The sequence below is a fragment of the Paenibacillus sp. FSL R10-2788 genome (genome assembly GCF_038003885.1).
Classification (GTDB): domain Bacteria; phylum Bacillota; class Bacilli; order Paenibacillales; family Paenibacillaceae; genus Paenibacillus_AQ; species Paenibacillus_AQ odorifer.
Window position 1 is genome coordinate 6,376,837 of sequence record NZ_JBBOQA010000001.1, and the last position, 11,300, is coordinate 6,388,136.

Genomic DNA, 11,300 nt, shown 5'->3' on the forward strand with positions numbered 1-11,300 from the left:
TCAATCACCATCCATTTTCCATTTATGCGGAAGAACACAAATACCCTCACCTATATAAGCAGATCTTACAAAAAACTCTTTAATTCTTGCTCTATAATCAATGGGTACATGAGCATTGTTTTCAAAAATTGCTACATCAAAATAATAGCTGCCACCCAATAAATTAAATCCTTCGTATTCCAAATAAATAGTGTTTATTCCTTTTTTATAAGAAACTTTTTCTTTATCTAATAAAGTATTAACACCGCAGACGTAGATATCATCGATAGTATGAATAGCTACCCCAATAACTATATCTAAATTATCAGTATTCATTTCAAAATCAATCTTTAAATTGAAATTGGAGTTATATTCGATTTCATCAATTTCCTTACCATTAGTATCAATAATCTGAAATCTTTCGATAACACCTATCATATCATCATTCAGTTTTAATTTTTCTTTATTATCCTCATTTTCATTAGATTTTGTAGATTTTTCGCCGTATTTCAGATAATCGGTATAACGATCACATATCAAGTCGGTGTCGCCCTGTGCTTCGATCCTTCCTGAATTCAACCAGATTGCTCTGTTGCAATAACGCTTTATACTGTTTATATCATGAGAAACAAATAATATAGTTTTACCCTTGTCTCGAAACTCACTAAACTTTTCCATACATTTTATTTGGAATTTCAGGTCACCAACTGCCAACGCCTCATCGACTATTAATATTTCTGGATCCACATTAATAGCTACTGAAAAAGCTAACCTTGCGAACATACCACTGGAATAAGCTTTAACTGGTTGATAAACAAAATCACCTATATCTGCAAATTCCAGAATACTATTTAATTTTGCATCCATTTCCTCTCGACCAAACCCCATCATCATACCATTCAAGTATATATTTTCTATACCTGTATACTCCAAGTTAAATCCTGCACCAAGTTCTAATAATGCAGAGACTTTGCCATTAACATAAACCCCTCCAGAGGTAGGTGATGACACACCAGTAATAATTTTTAGAATTGTAGACTTCCCTGATCCGTTCTTTCCAATTATACCAACTACTTCGCCTCTATATATTTCCATGCTAACATCGTTAAGTGCATAGAAGGGACGATGGTAAGTCATTTTCCGAATACTCAAAGACTCTTTTAAACGGTGTACAGGCTTCTCATAAAGCTTGTACACTTTTGTTATATTTTCAGCTCTAATAGCCAACTCTTTACTCATATCCCTCACCTTTTCTAAAGCACATCTGCAAAATGTGGTTTCATTCTCTTCATAATTGTAATACCTATTAAGAACAATATCGATGTGAGTAACCAAAAATAAATAGATTGGTTATACCGTTCCCAGAACCATACCTTATTAATTAGAGCATCACGATATCCTTCGACAATATAATAGACAGGATTCACTTTAAGTATCCAACGATAAGAGGCCGGAAGCATAGTTGAACTCCACAAAATTGGGGTTAACCACATACCAAACTGTAATATCAAGCTAATAATTTGTCCTAAATCTTTAAAGAAGACTATGAGGGAACTCGAAATGAGCGATAAACTAAAGACAAAACAGATCGTACACAATGAGTAGTACACTACCTGTGTAGCGTACATAGAGGGATTAACACCATACAGAAGGAAGATAATAAAGGTCAGAATAACAAAAAATAAATGTACAAAGAAAGAAGATGTTATCTTCACTAAAGGAAGTAATCTAATTTGGAAAACTATTTTTTTTACTAAATAACTATACTCCATTAGGCAATTTGTCGCACTTCCCCAGGCTTCCGCAAAAAAGAACCACGGAACAATACCTGCCACTAACCATAGTATAAAAGGAACACTATGTACCGAACCCGATCTAAATCCAACTTCAAAAACAAACCAATATATCAAAACAGTAACGACTGGCTGTACGAATGCCCAAATCACACCCAAATATGAACCTGCATACTTTGTTTTAAAATCATTTACCGATAAGAAATAGAGCATCTTCTTATTGTAATACAGCTCTTGAAATAAATATTTGATATCAGAACGTAATTTCACAAAAACTAAAAAAATAATAGCAGTTAATAATGCTATACCAAAGGCAAGAAGTTGCTGAACTGTTTGATTATCTTTTATTATATTTTCTTTTATCTCGTTCGAAGGAACAAATTCAATATAAGGATCTTCTCCTAAAACTGAAACAGACAAATTTCCTTGTTCGTATTTTAAATTTTCTACTTGATTACTGTTTTTTAAATCAATATCTTTCATGTTGATTTCATAAGAGTGTAAGGGTGAGCTAATAGATATATTGCTTATAAATAAATCTCCAGGTTTTGTACCTAAATCTAATCTTAATTTTTGAACATCATCATCTAAAGGGAACTTAAGTGGTTCAAACTTTCCCACTTTATTATAATTCGCAACTACCGACTGTTCCTCATTTAACTGCTCATTATTCTTTAAAAAATACACTTGAAAATAATCTTTTTCTCCACTCTTTACAGTTAGCTCCAATTTCATTTTGTTAGATGGTTGAATAAAAAATATGAAAAAAGCGTAAAAAATAAAAAGAGATATCACTCCAACAATTCCAAATTTCGCAAGTCTTTTTTTACTAAATCTCACTATATAGTGCCCCTCTGCTAATTATATATAACAATCTCAGACATTACCTTCCGCAACATCAATTAAGTATTTTCCATAATCAGTTTTCAAAAGAGGCTCCGCCAATGCTACTAACTGTTCTTTCCCAATATAATTCATGCGAAACGCTATTTCTTCAACACAAGATATATAAAGCCCTTGTCTTTTCTGAATGGCCTCTACAAAATTCGAAGCTTGCAGTAAGGAGTCATGTGTTCCCGTATCTAGCCATGCCATACCTCTTCCCATTAGTTCAACTTTTAATTTATCCTGCTCCAGATATTTTTCAATTACAGAAGTTATCTCTAATTCCCCTCTTGCAGATGGTTCTACGTTACGCGCGATTTGCACAACATCTTTGTCGAAAAAATAGAGCCCAGGAACTGCAAAATTCGATTTAGGATTTCGTGGTTTTTCTTCAATTGAAATCACTCTCTTATCCTGATCAAACTCTACCACACCGTACGCTTTAGGGTCATTTACGTAGCAGCCAAATATTAAGGCTCCTTCTTCTAGTTTAGAGGATTCTTGCAATATCTTAGAGAAATTAAGACCATAAAAGATATTATCTCCTAATACAAGAGAAACAGCATCACCATCAATAAAATCAGCACCCAAAATGAACGCTTCCGCTAATCCATTGGGTTCACTTTGAACTTTATACATCAACTTCATTCCTAAAGCTGAACCATCTCCTAGTAAATTTTCGAAAAAAGGTAAGTCTCGAGGAGTAGATATAATTAAAACTTCCTTTATACCCGCCAACATCAAAACTGATAGCGGATAATAAATCATAGGTTTATCGTAAATCGGAAGCATCTGCTTTGATATAGCTCTTGTTAGTGGATACAACCTAGTCCCAGAACCTCCTGCTAATATTATGCCTTTCAAAATTGATCGCCTCGTTCATTAATTAGTGTTATTATTCTTTAGGAATAACTGTTACTGTTTACTAGTCTTGTAGTAAAATACTACATGTATGCTATTAATACTCATGTAATTACAGGAAAAGGAGATTATAACGTGTCGAAACCAGTATACGGTAAAAACGCCGCTCAGTCGAGAAATGTTGAAAAGATAGCAAGTCCGATTTGGGCATTAGTTGTTGGTTTTATTCTATTTTTGTGTTGGACCCCATTTCAAGTGGGATTGTTTAATGGATCGCTAGTAGATTACGAGAAGCCAATATACGTATCCGCACTATTAAGCGCACTGATGCTGCTAGTCTGTGTTGGCTTGAACTACAAAAAATTCAAGCTTGAAGAGCAGAGTGATTTAGTAGCTTGGGCAGCATTATTGCTCCCTGTGACCTATGCTCTGTCACTGTTTGTCGCAGTTTCGCATTATACGGCGATGAATATGCTGTTCATTCAGTGTACATATGCCGCAGTTTTCATTATAGCCTTTTATCTCATGAAGCAAAAGCAAGTAAATGTTGTCATTCAAAATGCTATATTAGCGATTGCGTATTTTATAGTGGGTTTTGGACTTTTAAATTGGCTAGGCAGTGGTAAATTAGCAGGAGATCTTATAGGTTGGTTCTCAAACACCGTCCGAAATGATGTCTATTTAGATGCTGTTATGACTGACTCTAACGGACTTCGTCTGACTTCGATCTTTCAGTACGCAAATACGTACGCTGCCTTCTTGATGGCCTTTCTATTTGTAGCGATATTCGCGCTTATTCGCTCTAAAAATTGGTATGGAACGTTAACACACAGCTTTATGTTGGTACCTATCATTGTTTCTATCTTACTGACGTTATCTCGTGGCGGCTTAGTCCTGCTACCTGTAGTATTCATACTCCTACTTCTATTCCTAAAACCTGCACAGCAAATCCTTTGGATTCTGCATCTAGGAGTTGCTGGTATTGCTTCGCTACTAATTACAACTCCAGTGACCAATCTGGGCTTAGAGTTAAATACAAATTTCACTTCATCCGCTGCCTTAAAGGGTTGGGGATACCTGCTGGGTGCTTCAATAGTTGTTGCCATTATCGGCTGGATGATCCAACGTTTCGTATCTCCATGGTTACATATGAAATTGGAGAAAGTGTCGTCACGTAAACGGACAGGTCTTTGGATTCCGCTCGGATCTGTCGCTCTAATTGCTATTGTAGCTTTCTTGCTTATCGGTACGAGTGCAAAAAGCATCTTACCTGACAATATGGAGACTCGCCTCGAGAACATCAATCTCCAGCAACATAGCGTACTCGAGCGGATTACTTTTTATAAGGATGCCGTGAAGGTGGTTAAGGATTATCCGGTCCTCGGTGCTGGTGGAGGAGGCTGGGCATCACTGTATGAGCATTATCAGAACAACCCTTATACAAGCCGGCAGGTGCATAACTTCTTCTTACAATTCCTCATTGAAGTAGGTATTGTTGGATTTATCATATTTATGAGCTTCATTCTGTATATCTTCTATAAATATATTCGTGGATATGTAAAACGGGATAAAAACGAATTTGAGAATGGTTTCTTCTATCTAATTATTGCTCTATCTATTCTTGTGCACAGTCTACTTGATTTCAACATGAGTTATGCCTTTATGGGCATACTAGTTTTTATTGGCCTTGCCGGAATGGCCTCCGTTATGGATAGCAAGCCACTGCGGAAAAATTGGAATAAAGCGGGCATCCGTTTTGGATACCTCGCTGTGCTTTCTTTAGGAACCTTGTTCCTAGTGTTCTTGTCAATCAGCTATATTGGCTCCAGTAACTCTGCTTTGAAAGCTAAACAATTGAGAAGTTATAGCACTTCCTACGAAGAGCTTAGAGCCCCATTGATTGAGACTTTGAACAAACGTCCAAGTCATCCAGAATCGACAATTTATCTATCGGCCTTGGATCAGCAGGTATTTAGTCAAACACAACAGGAACAGTTCCTTGACGAGGCATACAGTGTATTAACTCGCGCACTCAAAGATGAGCCATACAACAAAAATCTTCTGCTCCAATTAGTGAGCTACTACGATCTGAAAGGTCAAAGCGACGTCGCCTTGGGTATTTACCGTGACAACGCAGATAAGTTCAACTGGGATATCGATTGGTATGATGCAATAATCAGCCGTTCCTTTGCCTTAGGTCAGCAAGCACTTAATCAAAAGGATGAGACAAAGAAACAAGAGTATTTCAATGAAGTGCAAGAAGCATATAACCACGTTCTAGCTGGGATTGAACATCTGAAGACTCTTCCACCAGAACAACTGCAAGGGCGTCCTTTCTCAGTAACGCCAACTATTGCTTTAAACGTTGGCAAAATGCAACTTTTATCCGGACAAGAGGATGCGGCGAAGACCACTCTCAAGCTTAATTCAGATGCTAATTACACGGATATTATGAACAGTGAAACTCCATGGGATATAAATTGGTACAGTTCACTCATCAGCCGTTCATTTGATTTGGGGCAGGCAGCTTATGCACAACAAGATAATCCAGATAGAATAGACAACATGAAAGCTGGCTTTGTTATTGGGCTTTTGGCCTACGATCATGTACTTGCGGATAATGATCCTTCGAAGACATTTACTCCGGATGTGACACTGAAGGTAGGAAAAATGCAATATATGTCTGGAAAGATACAAATTGCAGCCTCCATCTTAAAAACAGCCTTAAGCCAAGATTTCGCTGATGCAACCAATCGTGAGATTGCTCGTTGGTACCTTGCTGCACTGGCGAAAACTGGTGGCGAGGATCAGGCACTATACGATTCGCTGATCGCAGCTGATCCTGCGGAAGCAGCACAAGTTGAGGCCATTACAAATTCACTATTTTAATAAAAGAAAGAAACCATAAAGGCGCGCCACTGTAATAACAGCGGCGCGCCTTTTTTTAGATTATATGAGATTTACTTATAGCCCGACCTTAGCTGCTTCGCTCTCGACAAGCTCTTTCATATAACGAAGCAAGTCATCTTTAAGTTCCTCGTGTTGAAGTGCATAATGAATGGTAGTCTGGATAAAGCCCATTTTCTCACCCACATCATGACGTTTACCTTCAAAGTCATAGGCAATAATTCGTTCAACCTCGCTTAGACGTGCTATCGCATCAGTAAGTTGAATCTCTCCACCTACACCTACCTGCTGCTCACCTAGCATATCGAAGATACGTGGAGTTAAGATGTATCGTCCTAAAATTGCTAGATTAGAAGGAGCCTCTTCTCTCTTTGGCTTTTCTACTAGACGATTAGCTTTATATACCCGTTCTGCCAAAGGCGAAGCATCTACAACACCATACCGTGATACTTCTTCCCATGGAACAGGCTGAACACCCACGATAGAAGATTTATACTCGTCATAAACATCTATCATCTGTTTAAGACAAGGTTTATTCGCTTCAACAATATCATCGCCTAGCAGGACAGCAAACGGTTCGTTTCCTATGAATTTACGTGCACACCAAATTGCATGTCCGAGACCTCTTGGTTCTTTTTGACGAATGTAGTGGATATCTGCCATTTCGGAAGATTTACGAACGGATTCAAGCAGCTCCCACTTCTGCTTCTCTGCTAAGTTAAATTCCAGTTCAAAAGAGTTATCAAAGTGGTCTTCAATCGCACGTTTACCTTTCCCTGTTACAATAATAATATCCTCGATCCCGGAAGCAACAGCTTCTTCAACAATATATTGGATCGTCGGTTTATCTACAATCGGTAGCATTTCTTTAGGCATTGCTTTAGTTGCAGGTAAAAAACGAGTGCCGAGACCTGCGGCGGGAATAATCGCTTTACGGATCTTCATCACATTAACTCCTTCTATCATATACTCTTTTCAATTACATATCTGTAAGTACCCTAAAATGGCATATTTCTTTCAATTATAGCAGTTACAGCACATTTATGTCAGAGTGTTTGTTATATTTGTATATCTATTCCAATGAAATAAGAGGGCAGGAATTATAATCAAATTGCTATTTTAAATACTTTGCTGCCCCCATAATATACTATTATTTAGTATATGCAAATTAGGGTGAGGACGAGATCAAATCTAATAAAATGGGCTAAGCAATACCAGCATCTACCTGGTAGTTACTTAGCCCTTTTTCTTTAACTCTTAACTCTTATTACTTCGCGTTCACCAATTGCCCACGCGTTACGCCAAGTTGGTTAGTAGCCTTTAGGCTCTTCCATACCTGCGTACCAGAGATTTCACCACGCAGAGCGCGGCTGTAGAGGCTGATTACCTCAGCCACTTGCTCTGGCGTCTCTTCCAAGAACTCCACACGGTATGAAGATACTCCTAGGTCACGGAAATTGTTCAAATACTCCGCACCAGACTGCTCAACAGCGTTATAGACGGTATTACGGCAGCCTTCATCCACACGAACTGGATGTGACATTCCAATACGGTCTTGCAAAGAAGCACGGTGTTCTTCACAAGGACGACCACAGTTCGTAAAGTCCGTGCCTTCACTCATAAAGGTACAGTACACACAGTGTTCAGTATGGAACATCGGCAAATGCTGATGGATAACGACCTCCATCCGGGAAGTATCGCTGTGCTCAAGCAGATCGACCATCTGTTGAATGTTCAAGTCATAGGATGGCGTTACTATGTCACAGCCTGCCTCAAGGAACAAATCCACTGCTTTATGATTGGCGATATTCAATGAGAAATCGCCAATCAGGCGTGGATGCACAGCATCCGGTTGCTCCTGGCGGCGGCACAGATAATAATACAACGCGCCTGTATTACGCACGAGCACAGCATCCGGCTGCAAGCGAAGAATATTCGCGTGGTAGCCGTTCTCGCCCGGCATATGAATGCGCGGCGTGGCCAGCGCTATGCTGGCCCCTGCAGCCCGTACCGCATCTACCGCTGCCGGGAACTGCTTGATAAACTCGAAGTCGGCGTAGATGTTTCTCACGCCGGCCTCGAGCGCAGCCTGCACCTGCGGCAGGCTGCGGCACAGCGCGGTGAGCTCCGCTTCACCAGCGCGCTGCGGAGCGACACCCCTGCGGGTGGCGTCGCCGTAAACCTCGATCGCCCGTTTCACGTAGACGGGCGGTTTCGGGCGCTCGCCCGCAAGCAGCTCCACCGCTTGGCGGCGGATGCTGTTCAGCTCGCGCATAGGGACGATGACGTCGCCTTGCAGATGCGACTCCAACGCGTCAAGCTGGAACACGGTCCCGCCCAGGCGGCCGAATTGTTCTTCCAGCAGCGCGGTATCCATCGGACGCTTTTGCGCGGCTTCCAGCGCGAGCTCCGAATCCACACGGACGGTAACGTTCTTCTGAACGTCCGTCCACCAAGTCGTCAGCTTCTCGCCGACGCAGCCTTGCACTCTAACATGTACCGGAAATACCCGGTACGGCTTTTCGGTTTCATAAGTCTGGCGCAGCGCCTTATCTAACGCAGGGTCATTTGTCTTCCAAATGCGGTCACCGACATTTAGACGACGAAGATCTACATCATTACGACCGGCTACGATGTCGATGATCCAACCTTCTCCGGCTTCGCCTTCCAGCTTCACACCTTTACGACGAAGGTCGTAGACACGACCGCCTTCTTCTTTTTTCGTCGGATCCCCAGCGTCAAAAACAATTCCGTCCCCACGCTTAAGCGGTGCATGAATACGGCAGACCACTCCGTCACGCAGAATTTGCTCAACAGTCCCCAAATATACACCACGGCTTTTTGGGAAAGTCCCGTCTACCAGTTTCTTATTGTTCGTTCCATCCAGGAAACCATGTGTAAACCCGCGGGAGAAGCTTTGTTGCAGCTCACGCACCTCCTCCTTCGAAGGTTTAGACAGATCGCCTTCAAAATACCGATCAATCGCTTTACGATACTTACTAACTACATTCGCTACATATTCCGGGCTTTTGAGGCGACCTTCGATTTTAAAAGAAGTCACACCCGCCTCGATCAGCTCAGGCATTAGATCAATTGCTGCCAGGTCCTTAGGAGAGAGCAAATAAGTTACGTCTCCCATAGGTTTTACCTCACCATCCACCATCAGATCATAAGGCAGGCGGCAAGCCTGCGCACATTCACCGCGGTTGGCAGAACGTCCGCCCCACATTTCAGAGGTCAGACATTGACCGGAGTAGGAAACACACAAAGCACCGTGTACGAATACTTCCATCGGCAGGCGGGCTTGCTCCCCGATCGTACGAATTTGTTTCAGATTGTTCTCACGACCTAATACCACACGTTCCAAACTAAAAGGTTTAGTAAACTCGACCGCTTCCGGCGAAGTAATGGTCATCTGTGTCGATCCGTGAATCGGGAAATCCGGTGAGATTTCGCGGATCATTTTGACCAAACCTAAATCTTGTACAATTACTGCGTCCACGCCAGCATCCACGCATGCATCAATCAGTTCTTTTGCATCAGACAATTCATTTTCAAAAACCAGTATATTAAAGGTCAAAAAGCCCTTCACACCATAGCTATGCAAAAACGCCATAATTTCCGACAGCTCGTCCATGCGAAAGTTGTTCGCTCTGGCCCGTGCATTAAACTTCTCTACGCCAAAAAAGATAGCATCCGCTCCGTTTGCTACCGCTGCACGCATGCAGTCCCAATCACCTGCGGGTGCCAATAGCTCCACGTCTTCTCTGCGTATTTGTTGCTCTTTCATTTATATCCTCCCAAACCGCCATTTGACGGGTCATTTCTAGTTGATTAACTTGATAATTGTATCAAATATCACACTTGAGCGCTATGCGTTTACCAACATTTATATAGAATAAAAGTCATAATGCTGTCAGGAAGCTGACTTCTTGCTCTTTACTCCATGAATGTTGTAGAACATGCAACTTTATTGCCCAATTCAGCGCTTCGACAACTAAATGTTGTACATAAAGCATCATTCTCACACTCTAGTATCGACAACCGGTACAAAAAGTTGCAACATTTACAACAATTCACTAGGAATTCCGTGACATACAATAAAATGTTGTATCAAATACACTAATCCACCCTTTAGTTATTCACATTATGCCCAACTTGGATAGCATTGGATCGAAACCTCCTAAAACAACCCTTCCGACAACCCTTCTATCGGTTCATAGTAACAAATATATGTATTATTTATAATAGGCCGCAGGTATCCCTTATCCACTAAACTCTGCAACCATTTACGAGCAGTACGAAAATTAACATCATAATGGTTCATAACATCCTTGGGTCGAATCCCTTTTCCTAAATTCCACGCTAATCGTATAATCTCTCGTTCTAAGGGAGAGGTATAATTCGCCGGACTTTTCTGGATTAAGGAAGGTCCAATAACAGTTTGAAGTAGCATTCGGCAAATCTCAGGGCGGTTCTGAACATCATCAAAAGAAAAATGGATGATTTTCCACCCCATACCTGTTAAAAAAGTTTCTCTGTTTAAAGAGTAGCTGAACCTCTCCCGATCCATATCTTTAACATGGCTCTGAAATCCGTCGCATTCCAATCCAAACCGGCCAAAAGGTGGGAGGAAAGCGACATCAAGAAATTGTGACTTGCGATTCCAATCGTACACCTCATATTCCGGATGCAAATGCTTTAAGTTGCCGGATAGTGGCCACCAGACATTTTTAAGTAATAGTTTCTCAGCGTATTGGTGCCCCCTAAGTAATCTTCCTCTCCGTTCGCCCGTTCTGAGACTCAAATGTCGCTCTAGTAACAACCGATGTTCATTTTCAAAATCCGAATTAATCATTACTTTTCCCTCTTTAT

General features: G+C 40.9%; 7 protein-coding genes. 1 reads left to right on the forward strand and 6 read right to left on the reverse strand.

What is annotated here, in order from left to right; genetic code table 11:
- The 3 genes from NSQ50_RS28450 to rfbA are packed head-to-tail and all read right to left on the reverse strand — an operon-like array spanning window position 1 to window position 3,521.
- Complete coding sequence (locus NSQ50_RS28450) at window positions 1–1,218, reverse strand: ABC transporter ATP-binding protein (RefSeq protein WP_038573500.1); 1,218 nt, start codon at window positions 1,216–1,218, stop codon at window positions 1–3.
- Between the two features lie 14 nt (window positions 1,219–1,232).
- Window positions 1,233–2,612 carry an ABC transporter permease gene (locus NSQ50_RS28455; protein WP_244886397.1) on the reverse strand — a complete coding sequence of 460 codons (1,380 nt, stop codon included), beginning with the start codon at window positions 2,610–2,612 and terminating at the stop codon, window positions 1,233–1,235.
- Window positions 2,613–2,648: 36 nt separating this feature from the next.
- Entirely contained in the window at window positions 2,649–3,521 is an 873-nt protein-coding gene (gene rfbA, locus NSQ50_RS28460; protein WP_038573503.1) for a glucose-1-phosphate thymidylyltransferase RfbA, read from the reverse strand.
- Between the two features lie 132 nt (window positions 3,522–3,653).
- On the opposite strand from rfbA, the gene NSQ50_RS28465 reads away from it, so the two are divergent.
- Window positions 3,654–6,407, forward strand: a complete 2,754-nt coding sequence (locus tag NSQ50_RS28465) for an O-antigen ligase family protein (protein WP_076222328.1) — start codon at window positions 3,654–3,656, stop codon at window positions 6,405–6,407.
- A gap of 75 nt (window positions 6,408–6,482) precedes the next feature.
- On the opposite strand, the gene galU is transcribed toward NSQ50_RS28465, so the two are convergent.
- The 3 genes from galU to NSQ50_RS28480 all read right to left on the reverse strand — a co-directional run bounded on the left by galU (window position 6,483) and on the right by NSQ50_RS28480 (window position 11,283).
- Window positions 6,483–7,370, reverse strand: a complete 888-nt coding sequence (gene galU, locus NSQ50_RS28470; protein ID WP_036678633.1) for a UTP--glucose-1-phosphate uridylyltransferase GalU — start codon at window positions 7,368–7,370, stop codon at window positions 6,483–6,485.
- Window positions 7,371–7,692: 322 nt separating this feature from the next.
- The gene (locus NSQ50_RS28475; RefSeq protein ID WP_076222329.1) at window positions 7,693–10,215 is read right to left on the reverse strand and encodes a U32 family peptidase; all 2,523 of its coding nucleotides are present in this window, start codon (window positions 10,213–10,215) and stop codon (window positions 7,693–7,695) included.
- A gap of 393 nt (window positions 10,216–10,608) precedes the next feature.
- On the reverse strand, window positions 10,609–11,283 hold the full coding sequence (locus NSQ50_RS28480) for a hypothetical protein (RefSeq protein ID WP_076222330.1): 675 nt from the start codon (window positions 11,281–11,283) through the stop codon (window positions 10,609–10,611).
- Window positions 11,284–11,300: the final 17 nt, after the last annotated feature.